General features: G+C 67.9%; 16 protein-coding genes. 6 read left to right on the top strand and 10 right to left on the bottom strand.

Annotated elements, in window-relative coordinates; genetic code table 11:
• Window positions 1-54: 54 nt before the first annotated feature.
• The 3 genes from bluB to U0042_RS27045 all read right to left on the bottom strand — a co-directional run bounded on the left by bluB (window position 55) and on the right by U0042_RS27045 (window position 2,629).
• Entirely contained in the window at window positions 55-735 is a 681-nt protein-coding gene (bluB, locus tag U0042_RS27055) for a 5,6-dimethylbenzimidazole synthase (protein WP_114811612.1), read from the bottom strand.
• Between the two features lie 188 nt (window positions 736-923).
• Window positions 924-2,402, bottom strand: a complete 1,479-nt coding sequence (locus tag U0042_RS27050; RefSeq protein WP_114811611.1) for a sodium:solute symporter family protein — start codon at window positions 2,400-2,402, stop codon at window positions 924-926.
• Window positions 2,399-2,629, bottom strand: a complete 231-nt coding sequence (locus U0042_RS27045) for a DUF3311 domain-containing protein (RefSeq protein WP_114811610.1) — start codon at window positions 2,627-2,629, stop codon at window positions 2,399-2,401. Before U0042_RS27045 ends, U0042_RS27050 begins: the two co-directional genes overlap by 4 nt.
• A 349-nt stretch (window positions 2,630-2,978) precedes the next feature.
• Between U0042_RS27045 and U0042_RS27040 the strand changes: the two genes are divergently transcribed.
• Complete coding sequence (locus tag U0042_RS27040; RefSeq protein ID WP_114811609.1) at window positions 2,979-3,671, top strand: MarC family protein; 693 nt, start codon at window positions 2,979-2,981, stop codon at window positions 3,669-3,671.
• A gap of 15 nt (window positions 3,672-3,686) precedes the next feature.
• On the opposite strand, the gene U0042_RS27035 is transcribed toward U0042_RS27040, so the two are convergent.
• Window positions 3,687-5,660, bottom strand: a complete 1,974-nt coding sequence (locus U0042_RS27035) for a PAS domain S-box protein (protein ID WP_419150544.1) — start codon at window positions 5,658-5,660, stop codon at window positions 3,687-3,689.
• A 309-nt stretch (window positions 5,661-5,969) separates the two neighbouring features.
• On the opposite strand from U0042_RS27035, the gene U0042_RS27030 reads away from it, so the two are divergent.
• A complete protein-coding gene (locus U0042_RS27030) occupies window positions 5,970-7,961 on the top strand; it encodes a hybrid sensor histidine kinase/response regulator (RefSeq protein WP_232833416.1) in 1,992 nt (663 codons plus the stop codon).
• Between the two features lie 135 nt (window positions 7,962-8,096).
• Here the strand turns inward: U0042_RS27030 and U0042_RS27025 are convergent, their stop codons facing one another.
• Window positions 8,097-8,510, bottom strand: coding sequence for a DUF3175 domain-containing protein (locus U0042_RS27025; protein ID WP_114811607.1), 414 nt, complete (start codon window positions 8,508-8,510; stop codon window positions 8,097-8,099).
• Between the two features lie 217 nt (window positions 8,511-8,727).
• Window positions 8,728-9,726 (bottom strand): glycosyltransferase family 2 protein, encoded by a 999-nt coding sequence (locus U0042_RS27020; RefSeq protein ID WP_114811606.1) that lies wholly within the window; start codon window positions 9,724-9,726, stop codon window positions 8,728-8,730.
• Between the two features lie 366 nt (window positions 9,727-10,092).
• On the opposite strand from U0042_RS27020, the gene U0042_RS27015 reads away from it, so the two are divergent.
• A complete protein-coding gene (locus U0042_RS27015; RefSeq protein WP_114811605.1) occupies window positions 10,093-10,383 on the top strand; it encodes a hypothetical protein in 291 nt (96 codons plus the stop codon).
• A gap of 66 nt (window positions 10,384-10,449) precedes the next feature.
• Here the strand turns inward: U0042_RS27015 and U0042_RS27010 are convergent, their stop codons facing one another.
• Window positions 10,450-11,124, bottom strand: coding sequence for an HAD family hydrolase (locus tag U0042_RS27010; RefSeq protein WP_114811604.1), 675 nt, complete (start codon window positions 11,122-11,124; stop codon window positions 10,450-10,452).
• A 259-nt stretch (window positions 11,125-11,383) separates the two neighbouring features.
• Between U0042_RS27010 and U0042_RS27005 the strand changes: the two genes are divergently transcribed.
• Window positions 11,384-11,602, top strand: a complete 219-nt coding sequence (locus tag U0042_RS27005; protein WP_232833415.1) for a hypothetical protein — start codon at window positions 11,384-11,386, stop codon at window positions 11,600-11,602.
• A 61-nt stretch (window positions 11,603-11,663) separates the two neighbouring features.
• Here the strand turns inward: U0042_RS27005 and U0042_RS27000 are convergent, their stop codons facing one another.
• Window positions 11,664-11,933: a hypothetical protein gene (locus tag U0042_RS27000; protein WP_232833414.1), complete on the bottom strand. Its 270-nt coding sequence runs from the start codon at window positions 11,931-11,933 to the stop codon at window positions 11,664-11,666.
• 209 nt (window positions 11,934-12,142) lie between these two features.
• On the opposite strand from U0042_RS27000, the gene U0042_RS26995 reads away from it, so the two are divergent.
• Window positions 12,143-12,520: a hypothetical protein gene (locus U0042_RS26995; RefSeq protein ID WP_114811638.1), complete on the top strand. Its 378-nt coding sequence runs from the start codon at window positions 12,143-12,145 to the stop codon at window positions 12,518-12,520.
• Window positions 12,521-12,597: 77 nt separating this feature from the next.
• On the opposite strand, the gene U0042_RS26990 is transcribed toward U0042_RS26995, so the two are convergent.
• The gene (locus U0042_RS26990) at window positions 12,598-13,548 is read right to left on the bottom strand and encodes a PfkB family carbohydrate kinase (RefSeq protein ID WP_157977842.1); all 951 of its coding nucleotides are present in this window, start codon (window positions 13,546-13,548) and stop codon (window positions 12,598-12,600) included.
• A gap of 239 nt (window positions 13,549-13,787) precedes the next feature.
• Complete coding sequence (gene treF, locus U0042_RS26985) at window positions 13,788-15,713, bottom strand: alpha,alpha-trehalase TreF (RefSeq protein WP_419150470.1); 1,926 nt, start codon at window positions 15,711-15,713, stop codon at window positions 13,788-13,790.
• Between the two features lie 591 nt (window positions 15,714-16,304).
• Here treF and U0042_RS26980 point away from each other — a divergent pair.
• Window positions 16,305-16,628, top strand: coding sequence for a hypothetical protein (locus U0042_RS26980; RefSeq protein ID WP_114811600.1), 324 nt, complete (start codon window positions 16,305-16,307; stop codon window positions 16,626-16,628).
• Window positions 16,629-16,642 lie beyond the last annotated feature (14 nt).

The raw sequence follows: 16,642 nt of genomic DNA, 5'->3' as shown, positions 1-16,642 counted from the left end.
TTGCGCGCTTCCATGCGCGCGGCCGGTTGATCTCGTGCCTCGTCCTGCCGCGGATCAGCCACCCGCGCCGCCACCATCGCCGCCATCGTCTCCATCATCGTGCCAGCGGTTTTCGAACACGCAGGTGTCGAGCGCGCGGCGCTCGGCCCAGTGCTCCATTTCCAGCATCGGTTGCGGATAGAACGCTTCGACGTGGCCGAGGCACAGAATCGCCACCGGCTTCGCACCCGCCGGCATGCCGAGCAGCGCGCGCACGGCGTCGACGTCGAAGAGCGATACCCAGCCCATGCCGAGCCCTTCGACGCGCGCCGCGAGCCACATGTTCTCGATCGCGCAGGCCACCGACGCCAGGTCCATCTCGGGCATCGTGCGACGGCCGAACACGTGCGGCTCGCGCCGGTCCATCAACGCCATCACGAGCAACTCGCCGCATTCGAGCATGCCTTCCACCTTGAGCTTCATGAACTCGTCGCGGCGCTTGCCGAGCGCGTCCGCGGTGGCAATGCGTTCGCGTTCCACGATGGCGTGCAGCGCCGTGCGCACCGCGGAGTCGGTGATCCGCACGATGCGCCAGGGCTGCATGAAGCCGACGCTCGGCGCGTGATGCGCAGCGTCGAAGAGACGCGCGAGAACCTCGGGGGCAACCAGTCCGGGTGTGAAGTGGCGCATGTCGCGCCGCTCGTAGATGGCGCGATATACGGCCGCGCGTTCGGCGTCGTCGAAAGGCTGGGCCATGGATCAGGGCAGGGATGGGCGTGGGGAAACGCCCGCCACCATATCACGGCCGCCCCGTGGCCGCGCCCTGGGGACTATGCGGGCGCGGCGACCGGTTGCTCTGGAATTGCGGCGGGTTTGTCTCAGGTCAGCGTCGGACGTCGGCGCACCTCGTCAGCGCGCCTCATCAGCGTCGACAGCGCACAGCGTCAATGCACACCCGCATGCGACCCGCCCGCTTCCGTACGCGGCTGCGTGACGGCGCTCACGAGCGCGAGCACCACCACGTTGAGCGCGAGCGCCAGCAAGCCGATGTTGATGTCCTTGAGCGCATCCGGCAGGAACGGCAGCAGTTGCGCGACGCTCATGTGCATCACCGTGGTGGTCACCACCACGGCGACGCCTGCCACGATCCCGCAGAACACGCCTTGCTTCGTGACACGGTTGTGCGCGGCGAGGCTGCATACGAGCCCCGGAAACAGCTGCGTGACGAAGTTGTAGCCCATCAGCAGCAGCGCCACGATCGTCTCGCCGCCATGCAGCGTGAACAGCACCGCGACGAGCGCCACGAGTGGCACGAAAAGCCGTGCAAGCTGCGCGACAACGCGATCGTCGGCGGCCTTGTGAAAGAGGCCGCGATAGACGTCGTTGGCGAGCAGCGTCGAGGCCGTGGTGAGGATCATCGAGCCCGGCACGAGCGCGGTCAGCACACCCGCGGCGCCGATCACGCCCACGAACCACGGGTCGAACGTGACGAGCGAGAGCCGGAAGAGCGACAGGTCGATGTCGCCGCCCTTGAGGCCCGGCACCTTCAGCGACGCCGCAAAGCCGCAGAAGAACACGAACAGCAGGATCAGCTGATAGAGCGGCAGCACCATCGCGTTGCGCCGGAAAATGCGCTCGTCCTTCGCCGTGTAGACCGAGCCGAACGTGTGCGGCCACATGAAGAAGCCGAGCGCAGTGAGCAGCACGGTGGACTGGAACCAGATCACGCTCGATCCCTTGGCCGGGAAGGCGAGGAAGCCGGGCTTCGCGGCGTCGATGGCGCGGAACATTTCGCCGAGGCTGCCGTAGTGATGAATGGGCAGATAGATGCCGAGGAACAGCACGACCGCGAGAATCAGCAGATCCTTCACGACGGAGTTCCACGCCGAGCCGCGCACGCCGGACACCATCACGTAGGCCGTCACGACCGCCGCGCCGATCCAGATGGCGGCCGCCGAAGGAATCGCGCCGTACGACGCGGTGGACACGATGATGCCGAGCCCCTTGAGCTGCAGCACGAGGTAGGGCACGAGCGCCGCGACGCCGACAAGCGCAACCAGCACGCCGAGCGCCGGGCTCGCGTACTTGCGCGCGAAGAAATGCGGCTGCGAGACGAGGCGCTCGGCCTTCGCGTAGCGCCAGACGGGCGGCAGCATCCAGTACGAGAGCACGTAGGCGAGCGTCGCATACGCGAGGATGTAGTAGACGGGCGCGCCCTTGCCGTACGCAAAGCCGCTGCCGCCGAGGAACGTGAAGGTCGTGTAGATCTCGCCCGCCATCAGCAGGAACACGAACGCGGTGCCGAAGCTGCGGCCGCCCACCGTCCATTGCTCGAGGTTCATGTCGTGGCCGCGGCGGGCCCGCATGCCGAGGTAGAGCGCAAGCAGCGTGACGGCGGCAATGATGACGAGAGCGCTGCTCATGAACGCACCTCGGGCGCCGAGCCTCGGACATTCGCGCCTTGCGGTTCCCGGTTGGCGGGATCGAGCCGGTAGACGATCGCCATGATGACCGCCGTGAGCACCACCCACAGCACGATCCACGCAAGCACGAGCGGCATGCCGAGCACGAGCGGCTCGACGCGGTTCACGAACGGCACGCCAAGCAGAATGCCGATGAAGGGCAAGGCAGCAAGCAACCGGAAGGACATGAGCGACTCCTGGAACGGGGTGGATGCGTCGGAGACTGCGGGTTGTCCGTGCGACTGTATGCCTGCCCGATCGGCGAGGTAAAGCGGATCAAAAATAGTGAAGGCGCTTTGAAAGGCGCTCCGGCACGAAGGCGTACAAGCGTTTGAGGGCGTTTGCACAGTGTGCGTCGCAGCATGCTTCGCGCCTTCAGGTTGCCCGTCCGGTCGCCCCTCATGTCACCCTTCCGGCCAGCTCGCGCCGCATAGCGAGCCCGTGCCGGCATGCGTGATCCCGGCGCGCTCCGATGCGGTTACACTGCTCGCACTTTTCAACCTGCGTTCAACCCGCGTTTTCCGGATCCATCACAGCATGATAGAAAGCCTGATCTCCGACATTCTGTTCGGCTTCACCGGGCTCATCAGCATCATCAATCCGCTCGGCGTCGCTTTCGTTTTTCTCGACCGCACGGCCTCGCTCTCCGACGCGGAGCGGCGCTTTCTTGCGCGTCGCGTCGCCATCAACGCGTTCTTCGTGCTCATCGTCGTATTCTTCGTCGGCACGCCGATGCTGCATTTCTTCGGCATCTCCATCGAGGCGCTGCGCATCGGCGGCGGGCTTGCCGTCGCGGTGGGCGGCTGGCAGATGCTCAACGCGCCGGATACGCGCGTGCGCATGAACGAGACCACCTCGGCTTCCGCCGTGCCGCAGGTCGAGCCGGAGTCGGCCACGGCGAAGACCTTCTTTCCGCTCACCGTGCCGCTCACCACCGGCCCCGGCACCATGGCCACCGTGATCGCGCTGAACGCGAACCGCACGCACAAGCTCTCCGAGTTCCTGCTGTCGGGCGTGGCGTCGTTCGCGATCTCGGGGCTCGTGATGCTCGTCATCTACTACACGTACAGTCGCGCCTCGGTGCTCGCGCGCTATCTAGGCGCGGAAGGCACGCGCGTCGCGCTGCGCGTGTCGGCCTTCCTGCTGCTGTGCATCGGTGTGCAGATCATTCTGACCGGCTTCGAAGGTTTTCTCGCGCCCATCGTCGATGCCCACGCGGCCGCGAAGTAGCGCGAGATGCGAGGCTCACCGAGCGGACGGCGTTTGCCGCGCGGCCTGCCGTTTCGCCGCCAGCGAGAGCAGTTCGTCAAACAACGTCGGGTCCACGGGCTTGACGAGATGCATGTCGAAGCCCGCCTCGCGCGAGAGCGCGATGTCGCTTTGCTGGCCGAAGCCCGTCATCGCGGCGAAGTAGGTGTCGGCCAGTTCGGGCCGCCTGCGTAGCACGCGCAGCGCGGCGTAGCCGTCCATCTTCGGCATCGCGATATCGATCAGCGCGACGTGCGGCACGAAGCGCTCCGCCTGGTCGAGCGCGGCGGCGCCGTCGTAGGCCACGCGCACGTCATGGCCCTTGAGTTCGAGCAGCATGGCGAGGCTGTCGGCCGAATCGTGGTTGTCGTCCACCACCAGCACGCGCAAATGCGCGTCCGGCGTTTCGCTCACGGGCGGCGCGGTCGGCGCCTCCGCGGGCTCGCCGAGGCCGCGCGGCAGCCGCACGATGAACGTGCTGCCGGTGCCGTGCCCGTGGCTCATGGCCGAGATCGTGCCGCCGTGCAGTTCCACGAGCGAGCGGCACAACGTGAGCCCGATGCCCAGTCCTTCGTCCAGCGCGTCTTGCCCCGTGCGCTCCTGCGTGAAGAGATCGAAGATCGATTCGAGCGCTTCCTGGCGAATGCCGCGGCCCAGGTCGCGAATGCGGATTTCCACCGTGCGCGCTTCCACTTCCACGTCGATGGCGATGCGGCTGTCCGCGGGCGAAAACTTCGCCGCGTTGTGCAGCAGATTCTGGAAAACCTGCACGAGCCGGGTCATGTCGCCCCTCAGCATCACGGGCTGCACGGGCATGTGAACATCCACGGTCTGGCCGCGCCCGGCCGTGAACGGCCGCGCGGCCTCGATGGCGTTGCCGATCACGTCGCCCAGGTTCACGAGCGCCTGGCGTAGCTCGATCTTGCCGGAGGTGATGCGGCCCACGTCGAGCAGGTCGTCCACGAGCCGCGAGAGATGGGCGATCTGCCGGTCGATCAGGTCGCGCGAACGGGCCACCACGGGCGGCACGTCGGGCTCCATCTGCATCGAGCTGATGGCGTTGCGTACCGGCGCAAGCGGATTGCGCAGCTCGTGCGCGAGCGTGGCGAGGAAGTCGCGCATGCGCTGGCCCGAGCGTTCCAGTTCATCGCGGCGCCGGCTCTCCGTCATGTCGCGCGTCACCTTAGCGAAGCCGGTGAGGCGGCGGTCGGCGTCGTACACCGTCGTGAGCGTGACGTTGGCCCAGAACATCGAGCCGTCCTTGCGCATGCGCCAGCCTTCGTCCACGAAGCGGCCGCGCCGTTTCGCCGTTTCCAGATTGCGCCGCGGCTTGTCGGCGGCGATGTCTTCGGGCACGTAGAACGTCGAGAAATGCCGGCCGATGATCTCCGCAGGCAGGTAGCCGTGGATGTTGGTCGCGCCGCTGTTCCAGCTCACCACCTGGCCGGTCGGGTCCAGCATGAAGATGGCGTGGTCGTTCACGCTCTCGATCAAGAGCCGCAGACGTTCCTCGCTTTGCCGCAGCGCGTCCATCTGGCGGCGCCGGTCGGTGAGGTCGCGCACGATCTTCGCAAAACCGGTGAGTTCGCCGCGCCGGTTGCGGATGGCGGTGATGACCACGTTGGCCCAGAACGTCGTGCCGTCCTTGCGCACGCGCCAGCCTTCGTCTTCGAAGCGGCCCGTGAGGGTGGCCTGTTCCAGCTCGTAGGTGGGCCAGTTGCGCGCCACCGCTTCGCGCGTATAGAAGCGGGAAAAGTGCTGCCCGACGATGTCCTCGGCCTCGTACCCCTCGATACGCCGCGCGCCCCGGTTCCAGCTGGTCACGAAGCCGTTGCGGTCGAGCAGGAAGACCGCGTAGTCCTCGATCGAATAGACCACGGCTTCGAAGCGTCCATCGACATCTCCAGTGGGCGCCGCGCCGGACGACTGGGCGCTGTGGCCCGCATGCGGGCGAGACGGGTGGTCGGTCATAACGTCCATCTAATGTAATTCTTGCCTGCCAGGGATACACGCCGGCAACCACCGGCACGTGGGGAGGCGGCGCCGTCTGGTCGCGTTTTCCGCGCACGCGTTGCAGCGCGCCGCCCGCACCACTGCAACCCATAGGGCATGGGATAAGCAGTTTGCGTGCCGGGCAAGCGCGTGGCGCGGCAGGGCCGGGCATCGAACGTGCTTGCCGGCAAGGATTGTGCGGCCGGCCCGGGGACGCCCCACGCCGGCCGCTGTCGCCCGATCGCACAGAAACGGCGCCGGCCCGGACAGCAGCCTGGAGAACCGCAAATGGACACGCAGGCGGGAAAGACTTTCGCCGATCTTGCGAACTGGCTGGAGCGCAAACGCTGGCTGATCACACGACGCTGGTTGCGGCTCGTGCGTTCCGATCCCGCCATCGAGAACACCGGACGGCTCACGAATGCCCAGCTCATCGACTATCTGCCGCAGGTTTTCGACGAAGTCTGCGTCGCGCTGCGCGCGGCCGTGCCGCAGGCGAGCTACGGCCAGGTGGAGCGCGATGCGCGCCAGCACGGCAAGCACCGCTGGCAGCACGGCTACCAGCTCGATGCACTGTTTCGCGAACTCGACCTGCTGCAGAAGTGCACGCAGCAGGCCACGCGCGAATTCTTCGCGCATTCGGCGCACCGCAACGACACACAGCCGCGCGCGCACCAGCTTATCGAAGACCTCTTCAGCGCCATGATCTACGGCGCCATCCGGCAGTTGCTGGAGGAACAGAACCAGCGCGTGAACGACTCGCTGCGCGCCCGCGACTTCGCGTTCGCGGCGCAGCAGGACAGCGAAGAGCGCCTGCGCATCGCGGCCGCGGCCGCCGGGCTCGGCATTTTCGAGTGGGACGTGGAGACGGGCGAAGCCGTCTGGGAAAACGCCCGCATGTACGAGATCACGGGGCAGCGTCCCGAAGACGGGCCGATGTCGAGCGAAGAGTTTTTCGGCTGCGTGCATCCCGAAGATCTGGAAGCACTCGTGTCGAACGTGCGCGCCGAAGACGCACCGGGCCGCCAGGTCAACGCGCTCTTTCGCCTGTTTCGCCGCAACGACGGCGCGCTGCGCTTTCTGGAAATGTGCGGCAGCTTCCGCTATACGCCCGAGGGCGGCGCGAATTCGTTTATCGGGACGCTCGCCGACGTCACGGACCGCAAGAGCGTGGAAGACGCGTTGCGCGAAGTGGACCGCCGCAAGGACGCATTTCTCGCCACGCTCGCCCACGAGCTGCGCAATCCGCTTGCGCCTATCCGCAACGCGGCGTGGGTGCTCAAGCGCAGCGAGGCCGAACTGCCGCCGCACGCGCGCTGGGTGCCGGGTGTGGTGGACCGGCAGATTCGCCACCTCTCCAGCCTGATCGACGACCTGCTCGAAGTTTCGCGCATCACCACCGGCAAGATCACGCTCAAGCGCCGCGTGTTCGATCTGCGCGAGGCCGTGACGGGCGCGCTCGAAATCAACGCGCCGCACGCGGAGGAACGGCATCACCGCGTGGCGGTCTCGATGCCCGACACGCCCGTCTACGTGGACGCCGACGTCACGCGCATCACGCAGATCGTCTCGAACCTCGTGGACAACGCGCTCAAGTACACGCCCGACGGCGGCGACATTCGCGTGGCCGTGCGCGCCGAAGGACACGGCCCGGGCGGGCGCGCGCTGATCGAGGTCAGCGATACGGGCATCGGCATTTCGGCGGCCGAGCTGCCGCATGTGTTCGAACTCTTCGTGCAGGGCGAGGACCGGCCGGGCCGCGCCGTGGGCGGTCTCGGCATCGGCCTGTCCGTGGTGCGCACGCTCGCCGAGATGCACGGCGGCGAGGCGATTGCGTGGAGCGCCGGCATCAATCGCGGCAGCAACTTCACGATCCGCCTGCCCATCGCGCAGGCAAGCACGGTGGCCGCCGTGACGGAGCCCGCGGCGCCCGAGGCGCACGCGCAGCGCCCGCTGCGCGTGATCATCGTGGACGACAACCGCGACGCCGCGGAGTCGCTCGCGATGGTGCTCGACATGCACGAGGTCCACACGGCCGCGGACGCCGGCGAGGCCATCCAGATGATGAACGCGCGCGCGCCCGTGGACGTCGTGCTGCTCGACATCGGCCTGCCCGGCATGGACGGCTACGCGCTCGCCCGGCGTCTGCGCGAACTGCCCGGCACCGAGGCGACGGCCTTCGTGGCGCTCACGGGATCGGGACGTCCGGAGGACATCGAGCGCTCGCGTAGCGAAGGCTTCGCCGAGCATCTCGTGAACCGGTGGACCCGCTGCGCGTAATCGAGCTGCTCCGCACGCTTGCCGCGGCTGCGCGAGAGCGCGAGGGCAGCGAGCGTAGCGAAGACAGCGCGAAGCGCGCTTAGGGCTGGCCGGTGCACGTCAGGGCTCTCGTCGTCGCACGCGTCGAAGCGCACGTCAGGGCGTGCGCCCGAACGCTTCGCGCAGCTTCTTCTTTGCGCGCTCCAGCGTCGTGCGCTGCGTCTTCGGCAGGTTTTTGCCGGCGCGATTGATGTAGAAGTTGAGCATCGACATCGCCGACTGAAACGGCGTGCCCTTGCGGCGCCGGCTCGCAAGCGACGAGCGCTTCAACGACTGCGCAATCTCGTCGGCGCTGCCGTTGCGGAAGATGCCTTTTTCGAGATCGAGCGCATCGCTCTTTTCCATGACTTCATGCGACCAGCGGCGTGTGCCGGTCTTTCCGCCTTTGCCGCTTTGACCTGCCGCCGCCTGCGTGCGGGCGTGATGTTCCTTTGCCTGCGCGTGCCGTTGACGAGGCGGGCGGCCGCTGCGCGTGCGCGTGGAAGGATGGGCGGAGCGAGTGGTGCTCATGGTGGTCTCGTATCGATGGAGCGGGATCGGATCGGCGCTTCGACGCGACCCGACGAACGCTCGCGCGCGCTGCGGGCAGAGGCTCGTCGGTCCCGGACGAAGGCAGACCTGTGGAGCTTCGCAAGCGGTGTTCCAGAGAGGGTATGCAAGAGAGCGGGCGAGGCGCCGAGGCCTCCGCGTGTACCGACCACCAGAACATCAGTCGGCGTGCGTGCGGCTAGTGATGCTCTTCGGCCATCGCGCGTGCGGCGCGCGCCTGTTCGAGGCGCTCGGCTTCGAGCACCTTGCGGCGCATCGCGAGCACATTGGGCGGTGTGGGCCGGCGCCGTTTGAGCGCAGCACCGATGCCCGCGATCAGCGGCCACGCGTCGCGCCACAGCGCACGCTCGCGCGCGAGCACGCCGAAGGCTCGCAGCGTGGCGCCCACCGCGCTCGCGAGCGGCAGCCGCTGCCACGCGACCCACGCTGCGTGGCGCGCGGCGATGCGCCGCCGCAGGCCCGCATCGCGACCGTCGCGGCGACGATTCGCGCGACGTCTGTCCTCGTTGCCGTCGCCGTTTTCAGTGTCGTCGGCGGGATAGCGGCGCGCCACCACGCCCTCGCCGTAGATGATCGCGTGACCCTGCGCGAGAAGATCGAGCGCCACGCGTTCTTCGTCGCCGCTCGCAAAGCGCAGCGGTTCGTCGCCGCTCACGGCAAGCAGGGCCGCGCGCCGGATGACGCATGCGCCGGCGAGGTAGCTCGTGAGCGCCGGGCCGGGCAGTCCGCCTCGATCGAGCGGGCTCGCGCTCAGACGCACGCAGCGCGCGTCCGTCGTGCCTTCGTCGCCCACCACCACGCGCGCGCTCAGCACCGCCACGCGCGGCGCGCTATCGAGCACGCGCACGGCCTCTGCGAGCGCACCCGGTTCCCACCAGGTGTCGTCGTCGGTGAACGCCACGTAGTCGGTGCAGGCGAGCGCCACTGCGCGACTGTGCGCCGAGGCACCCAGGTCGCCCAGACACTGGACGATGCGTACCGAAGGAAAGAGCGAACCGATCAGCGTGACGGTGGCGTCTGTGGAACCGTTGTCCGCCACGATGAGGCCGGGCGCGTCCGGCAGCGCGAGCAGGCGCGCCACCGTTTCGAGGACGACCCGCACACGGTTGTGCGTGAGCACGACCACCGTGATGCGCGGCACGGATTCGGGTGTGGCCGATGCGTTGAACGGATTCATCGCGAGCCTTGCGCCAGAGGGGAGAAAAAGCCGGAAAACAGGCAGCGCGCGATGTCGTGATGCGTGATGCGCTGCGGCGGCTCATGGTCACGAGCATACGCCGTTGCCGCGCATCGTGTGGAAGGCGCGATGACGGCACTTTCCCTGGGGCGATGCGCGTCGGCGCACGCACGACGACGCGTTCGCAGCCAGGTGATGGATGCCCGGTCTCGCGGCCTTTCGCGTTGACGCATGGCGCGTGCCCGCGCGGTGGTGAGCGCAGCGGCTTGGTCGCCATTCGGGAACGCGGCGTGCTGTTTCCAGGTTAGCGCACGGTGCTCAGGGCGCCGATGTGCAGGAACACTACCGATTCCTCAGGAGACTGGCATGGGCCACTTCGGACAATACGAGCTGCAACTGCACGAGCGCGATGTGCCGATGCTGCGCACGCTGCCCACCAGCGGTAACGGCAGCGGCAGCAGCAATGGCAACGGCAGCGGCACGATCGAGCTGATGGAAGCGAAAGCGCGTTCGGGGCGCACCTTTGCGGTGCTGCGTACGGACTCGCTCGCACGGCTCTCGGAATGGCGCGGCGTGCTGGACGAGCACGAGCGCCCGTACCGCGTCGTCAATCGCAGCGCCGGACATGCGCTCGACGCGAACGCGCCGGACTGGTGACGCGTGCCGCCGCACATCGTCTGATCGCATCGGCAACCTCGCGCGGCGAGGCGCCTCCAATTTGCGTCAAGGCCTCGCCGCAACCTCGTCGAGATGGTGCAGCAGATCGGCGGGGTCGTCGTAGACGCGCAGCGCGCCTGCGCGCTCCAGTTCTTCCGCCCCGTATCCCCCTGAAAGCAGGCCCACGCCGAGCGCGCGACAACGGCGCGCCGCGAGCATGTCCCAGATGCTGTCGCCCACCACGACCGTATGCTCGATCGGCACGTCGAGTCGCGCGGCCGCCGCGATGAAGAGGTCCGGGTCCGGCTTCGCGTATTTCACGTCATCGCGCGTGACCACGGTGTTGAGCGCCGGGTCGACGCCCAGTGCCTCCAGATTCACTGCCGCGGTTTCGAGCCGGCCGCTCGTCGCAATGGCCCAGCGCGTGCCGGCTTCGCTCAACGCGTCGAGCAGCTCGCGCGCGCCGGGCAGCGGCCGCACCTGCGCACGCAGACGCTTGTAGGCTTCGGCGTGCAGATGCCGCAACCGCTCCACGCGCGCGGGGCTGATGTCGCCGCCCGTTTCGCGCAGCAGTTGATTCGTGAACAGCCCGCCGCTCATACCGATCTTGCGATGAATGCGCCAGACCGACAGTTCGATGCCTTCCTGGTCCAGCGCCTCTTTCCATGCGAGCACGTGTTGATAGACGCTATCGACGAGCGTGCCGTCGAGATCGAACAGAAACGCGGTTTCAATGCGCATGAAGGGCTCCGGCGATAGGCGTGCAACGCCGCGGGACAGCGCCCGGCGAGGCCGCACGAAGGAAAAGAAAAAAGCGAGCAGCCAGTGTACCCGCGTTGCCGCCAACGCCGCGTGACAGCGGACATACGCGCTGCCATGCAAGTCGCGCGCGCGGTTCGCACGCACGGCTCGCGCGGTTTGGGCACGTCGGCGGCGCGGCCGCCAGGAACATCGCTTGCGGCTCGGTGAGCTCCAGGATCTGCAACAGAAAGAGGGGCTCATGAAACCAGGTTTGAAACAGATGCTCGTCGTCTCGTCTATCGCATTGATCGCAGTGGGCGGCGCCGGCTGCAAGCGCGCCGACAACAGCAGCACCGACACGAACAGTTCCGCGGGCGCGAGCGGCACGGCCGCCGCGGGCGGCATGAACAGCGGCATGGGCGCCGCACCGGCCTCGGCGGCTTCCGGCATCGCACCGGCATCGGGCGCGAGCCAGTAGCGAGTATCGGTGCGGCATCAACGTAGCGGCAGTGCGAGGCAACGTCTGCACCGCGAGCGCCTCATCGGCCGCTCACGTGATGGTCGGACGCCATGCGGCGCTGGTCGATCCATGCCATCGCCAGTTCGACGGCACGGTCGCTCGCTTCGTCGTGCAGCGCGAAATCGCCGTCCACGCCGATCACGCGCTCGCTGCCGTCCGGCGCGGCAACGATGGCCGTGGCGGCATAACGCCCGTTTTCAGCGGTCGTGACGACGGGCTGGATCAGGAAGGCACCGTAGGTCACGGCGGTGTGAGTGGAGCGGGTGGTGGGGTTGCGGTGAGCAGTCATTTCGGATTCCTCCGTGGGTAGGACAACACACGCGGATACACCATCGTGCTTTCATGCTATTGGCGCGGCAAGGCGCATGCAACCCGGACGCTACCTGGACACAACGCGGCCCAGCCGGCATCTGATTGCACCGCAACCGGCCACCGCCCGCCATCGCCTTTCACCGTTGAAGGTGGCGGGTGGGCAGCACGCAGTGGGGAGGCATCATCATGGAAGACAGATCGTTTTCGGGCACCGACAGCTGGGACATCCACGCCGGCAGCCTGGCGGATGCAGGCAGCGCACCCGGCCTGCCGAAGAGCGCGCGTACGCACTATCAGGCGAACGTGTGCGGCGGCGACTTCAAGCACGTGAAGGAACGCTTCAACGAGTGGAAGCAGCAACCGCTCGTGTTCCAGCACAACCGCTGCATGTTCGAGGGCAAGGACGAAGTGCGCCGCGTATCCGAGCGCGTATTCGGCAACAGCGAAGCAGCCCAGAGCGTGCTGCGCGAGATGTGCGATCCGCACGCGTCATACGCGCTCGCGGCGCACGTGCAGACGAGCGAGCGCGACCTGTGGCTCGTCATGGCGGCCTACGAAGAGTGAGCGCGGCAGCGGCGACGGCAAAGGCGCGTCGCACGATGCGAGGCCATTGCCGCGCATGAGCGGCGCACGTCGCGTCGCTATCGATACAACCGCGCGAGCGGCCGCAGTGCCGCCTGCATCGCTTCGATCTCGTCCCGTCCGCCGCACGATGCCTGTGCGCCGTAGCGCGTGAGCGCGAGATGCGCGGCCGCCGCCGCGAACAGCACCGCCTCGATGGGCCCGCGCTGCTCCGCGAGCGCAACGGCGAGCGCGCCGGCGAAGGCGTCGTCGCCGCCCGTGGTATCCACCACCGTGACGGGCTGGGGCGCGACGAACAGCGTGTTGCTGTCGAACACCGCCACGCAGCCGCCATGCGCGCGCCGCACGCAGGCCAGCGCGACGCCGCGTGCATGCATCGCCTGGGCGGCACGCGCGGCGCTGTTGTCGTCGCTGACGGACACGCCGCTCATTCGCGTGGCCGCGGTGTCGTCGGGCATTACGGCGCTCACGTGCGCCCACAGCTTGCGCACGGCGCGCGTCGATACGCGGTCGCCGGGAACCGGATCGAGCACCACGCGAATACCGCGGTGCGCCGCGGCCTGCAACGCGCAGGTCACTGCGGCAGCCGAGATGTCGCAGCTCACGACGAGCACGTCGTCGGGCGTGAGCGCGTCGATGGCCGTGCGCGCGGCGGCGAGGTCGTCATCGCTCCAGGCGTCGCTTGCGTTGGGCGCGAAGACCTTGTGCTGGCTGCCGTCCGGCATGACGAGAATGGTGGCGACAGCGGTGGCGTGACCGCGCGCCACGCGCACGTGCGAGATGTCCACGTTCGCGCGGCGCAGCGGGTCGAGCGCCTGGTCGGCGAGGTCGTCGTCGCCCACCATGCCGAGCACCTGCGTGCCGAAGCCGAGCCGTTGCGCCGCGCACGCCACGTTCGGACCCGTGCCGCCCGAGAGCCTCGCGAACTCCCTGCCCATCGCCATTTCGCCGTTGTGCGGCAACGCATCGACGCGCAACTGAAAGTCCGCGTTGATGCTGCCGACGCTCATGATCGTTGCCATTGCACCGCGTCTCTGGAGATTGCCGCAGGTTGTCCACGTCAGGACAGCACGCCCTCATGACGTGAGGGCTTCGCACTGCGGCGTCCGGATTCCTTCAAGCAACAGGCATGCCGGTCGATTCCGCCGGGCCTGTCGCACTGCATCGTTTTTCCGTCGTGCAGCGGCAGCAGCGAGGCGGAATCGGCGGACTCATCGCGCACGTCGGCGCACCTCGTCTAAGGCGATCTTCATGGCGATGATTTCGCCGCCCCGGCAGGCGCCGCCTCCAAACGATGCGAGGTCTTCGGTGCGCGCGCCGCCGATGCCGCCGCGGCCGACACGCCCGACGGTCCTTCGGGCACGTCGGCAGGCCGCGTGCTGCGCACTGCGTCGGGATAGAGCTTCATGAGCGCGCGCAGCACGCCGTTGGTCCAGCCGAAGCCGTCCTGCAACGGATATTCGCCGCCGCCCGCCGCGCGGTTCGCCACGTCTACGTCGTACTTCTCCACGAGCTTGCCGGTGCGCTGGTAATACGCGACGTTCGTGCGGATCCAGCGCGTCGCGATCGTGCGCGCGAGTTCCGCTTCGCCATAGCGGCGCAGCCCCGTCACCGCGAGGTATTGCAGCGGCGCCCAGCCGTTCGGCTCGTCCCATTGCTGGCCCGTGTTCACGCGCGTGGTGGCGAGCCCGCCGGGACGCAACAGCGCCGTCTTCAGCGTGTCCGCGACGCTGCGCGCTTCTTCGCGCGTCGCGACGCCGGCATAGAGCGGATAGACCGTCGCCGCGCTGAGCCGGTGCGTGAGCGTGCCGCGCACGAAGTCGTAGTCGCCGAACGCGTGCAGCTGCGGGTCCCACAGCAGACGCCGGATCGCATCCGCGCGAATGCGGGCGTGCAGCTCCATGTTTTCGGCGTGCGTGGCGTCGCCCTGCACGCGATACGCCTTCGCGAGCGTGCGTTCGAGCAGATAGAGCAGGCTGTTCAGATCGACGGGTACGAGCGACGTCACGTCGATGCTGGCAAGCGTCTTGCCGTCCGCGAACCAGCGCGAGCTGAAGTCCCAGCCTGTCTCGCCGCCCGCGCGCAGGTCGCGCCACAGCGACGCCGGCTCGCGTCCCTTCGCGGCCTGCGCGGTGGCCACGTCTTCGCGATACGACTCGTCGCGCGGCGTATCGCGCTCGTCCCAATAACGGTTCAGCAGCGTGCCGTCGGCGAGGCGCACCAGATGCCGCGACGCGTGGCCCGGCGCGAGGTTCGCGCTGCCCGCCATCCAGTACGCGTACTCGGCCTTCAGTTCGGGCAGGTAGCGCAGATAGACCGCGTCGCCGTCGCGCTGCGCGACGAGTTCGACCATCTGCGCGAAGAACGGCGGCTGCGAGCGGCTCAGGTAGTAGGTGCGGTTGCCGTTCGGAATGTGGCCATAACGGTCGATCAGCGTGGCGAAGTTGTCGAGCTCGTCGCGCGTGAGATCGTGGCGGCCGCTCGTTTCGAGGCCCAGCATGATGAAGTACGAGTCCCAGTAGTAGATCTCGTCGAAGCGGTCGCCTGGCACGATGTACGGCTTCGGCAGCGGCAGCAGCGACGACCACGCGTTCTTCACGCTGTCGGGATTGCGACGCAGCACGTTCCACAGCGTGTCGATGTGGCTCGTCACGTCTTGGTTCGGATCGCTCGTCCAGTGCTTCGCCTGCCGCTCGGGCAGCGTGAAATAGCGCGCGACGAACTGGCCGAGCGGCGACGCGGCGCCATTGCCTTTCGCCGCCGTGCCTGCCGTGCCGGAAGCACTAGCGGCGGAGGCGGCGTCGGCAACGTCCGCCGCGGATGCAGCCCATGCACCGGACGCCGCTTCGTTCGGATGCTGTTCGCGCAATTTCGCGAACGCCGCCATGATCTGTTGCGGCGGCACGGTGGGCTCCATGTCCGCGAAGGTCTTGCTGTCGGGAAAGACGCGTGCGAGTTCGACTTCGCGATAGAGGTCGCCGTACAGCTCGGAGGGCGGCACCGCCACCACCGGCGACGGCTGCGCGTGCGGATTCGGCGGCTGCCCGGCCTTTCCTGCAGACGCCGCCACCGCGGGCGGCAGCGGGACGAAGCCATGCGAGAGCCCGGCTGCATGCGGCGCGAGCGGCCACAGACACGCGAGGCACACCACTGCGTTGCGCAGACGGCGGCACACGGCGAGTATCCGCGGCGATGCGGTACGGGCAAGCTGCGATGCCACGCGAAGCGGGACGGCAGGCCGAGGCGACCATGCAAGAGGCTCGGACGGCGGAACATCTGAAACATGCGGGACTGCGACGCGCAGCCCGGGTGCGGCGGTGTGCAAGGGCATCGGAAACGGGATGGTGTGTCATTGGCGCCCGGCTACGCGTGCGCATCGGGCGAGAAGACGGCAGAGGGGGATGCGCAGCAAGATTCGGTCCGCACCCCTGCGTGGGAAGTCGCGAGGGGGCGCTGCATCGCAGCGAGACACCGGCCGACCGCGGCGCGATTCGTCAGAAGAGTGGGCAACTATTGCAAGCGTGCGGGCAAACATTTCAATCCGCACACAGCGTTTTACGTCTGGCTGAAGTACGCGCGCGGCGTGGCCGAAGCAGCGCTTTCGTGCCGTGACGAACGCTTGCAGCACGAAGCGTCGCGCACACACAGACACGCGCCGCGGCACGCGGGAACGCACCGTGCAGCGCGACGCCGTTGCCGGGCGGCCAGAGGCGAGCGGGTATGAAGGCAGAGGCAAGAGGCCGCCCGTCCTCACCACGGAGACGCAATGAACATCCACGTACAGGCAGGCGAAATGAGAGAAGTGGCCGAAACCCTGGGCCGTTACTTCGAGGCGCGCGAGATCGGGTTTCACATCGACGAACGCCCGGGCCGCACGCTGCACATCGGTTTCGAGAACGGCGGACACCGCGCGTCCGTCACCGTCTCGTTCGACGACGGCGCCTACGAAGACTTCACACAGCGCGACGTGGAGGGCAAGCGGCACGCGCTCAAGCGCATCTCGAACGAATTCGGCAGCCTGATGGAGCAGCGCGGTCCTGGCGCGCTGGCGGGGAACTTCCGCGTCAATCGACTCGATGGCGGGCAATAAAGGCAAGAGCGCCG

This window comes from Paraburkholderia kururiensis, from assembly GCF_034424375.1.
In the GTDB taxonomy this organism is placed as follows: domain Bacteria; phylum Pseudomonadota; class Gammaproteobacteria; order Burkholderiales; family Burkholderiaceae; genus Paraburkholderia; species Paraburkholderia kururiensis_A.
Note: the sequence above shows the minus strand (reverse complement) of the source record. Positions and strands in the feature narration are given on the sequence as shown.

Excerpts from the sequence above, each read along its gene's own strand:
- U0042_RS27015 (WP_114811605.1), top strand. The coding sequence starts at position 10,093 with ATGGGCCACTTCGGACAATACGAGCTGCAACTGCACGAGCGCGATGTG.
- U0042_RS26980 (WP_114811600.1), top strand. The coding sequence starts at position 16,305 with ATGAACATCCACGTACAGGCAGGCGAAATGAGAGAAGTGGCCGAAACC.
- U0042_RS27040 (WP_114811609.1), top strand. The coding sequence starts at position 2,979 with ATGATAGAAAGCCTGATCTCCGACATTCTGTTCGGCTTCACCGGGCTC.
- U0042_RS27050 (WP_114811611.1), bottom strand. The coding sequence starts at position 2,402 with ATGAGCAGCGCTCTCGTCATCATTGCCGCCGTCACGCTGCTTGCGCTC.
- U0042_RS27035 (WP_419150544.1), bottom strand. The coding sequence starts at position 5,660 with ATGACCGACCACCCGTCTCGCCCGCATGCGGGCCACAGCGCCCAGTCG.
- U0042_RS27010 (WP_114811604.1), bottom strand. The coding sequence starts at position 11,124 with ATGCGCATTGAAACCGCGTTTCTGTTCGATCTCGACGGCACGCTCGTC.
- U0042_RS27030 (WP_232833416.1), top strand. The coding sequence starts at position 5,970 with ATGGACACGCAGGCGGGAAAGACTTTCGCCGATCTTGCGAACTGGCTG.
- U0042_RS27045 (WP_114811610.1), bottom strand. The coding sequence starts at position 2,629 with ATGTCCTTCCGGTTGCTTGCTGCCTTGCCCTTCATCGGCATTCTGCTT.
- U0042_RS26995 (WP_114811638.1), top strand. The coding sequence starts at position 12,143 with ATGGAAGACAGATCGTTTTCGGGCACCGACAGCTGGGACATCCACGCC.
- U0042_RS27025 (WP_114811607.1), bottom strand. The coding sequence starts at position 8,510 with ATGAGCACCACTCGCTCCGCCCATCCTTCCACGCGCACGCGCAGCGGC.
- U0042_RS27020 (WP_114811606.1), bottom strand. The coding sequence starts at position 9,726 with ATGAATCCGTTCAACGCATCGGCCACACCCGAATCCGTGCCGCGCATC.
- U0042_RS27005 (WP_232833415.1), top strand. The coding sequence starts at position 11,384 with ATGAAACCAGGTTTGAAACAGATGCTCGTCGTCTCGTCTATCGCATTG.
- bluB (WP_114811612.1), bottom strand. The coding sequence starts at position 735 with ATGGCCCAGCCTTTCGACGACGCCGAACGCGCGGCCGTATATCGCGCC.
- U0042_RS26990 (WP_157977842.1), bottom strand. The coding sequence starts at position 13,548 with ATGAGCGTCGGCAGCATCAACGCGGACTTTCAGTTGCGCGTCGATGCG.
- U0042_RS27000 (WP_232833414.1), bottom strand. The coding sequence starts at position 11,933 with ATGACTGCTCACCGCAACCCCACCACCCGCTCCACTCACACCGCCGTG.